Consider the following 214-nt stretch of genomic DNA (forward strand, 5'->3'; position numbering starts at 1 on the left):
CGGAACAGTCCTTTTCTGTCTGCCCCAACTTGCGGACCGCTCAGCCCGGTATTGCTGCGGTCTGGCGTCCATTTCCCGGCCTCCAACTTGGGCCCAACTTGACCCCAACTTGACCCCAACTTAAGGGCAACTTGCGGTTCAATCAGTCCAACTTGCGTCGGTCGTATTCCGGGTTTTCGGGTTCGATGATGAACTGGCAGTACGATACGACGAC

General features: G+C 56.5%; 1 protein-coding gene. It reads right to left on the minus strand.

The window, feature by feature from the left end; genetic code table 11:
• Positions 1 to 214 (minus strand): hypothetical protein (locus ACGF49_RS25540; RefSeq protein ID WP_387493660.1); only part of this gene is annotated, 214 nt, incomplete at both ends.

The sequence above is a fragment of the Photorhabdus sp. RM96S genome, from assembly GCF_042879335.1.
Lineage (GTDB): Bacteria > Pseudomonadota > Gammaproteobacteria > Enterobacterales > Enterobacteriaceae > Photorhabdus > Photorhabdus kayaii.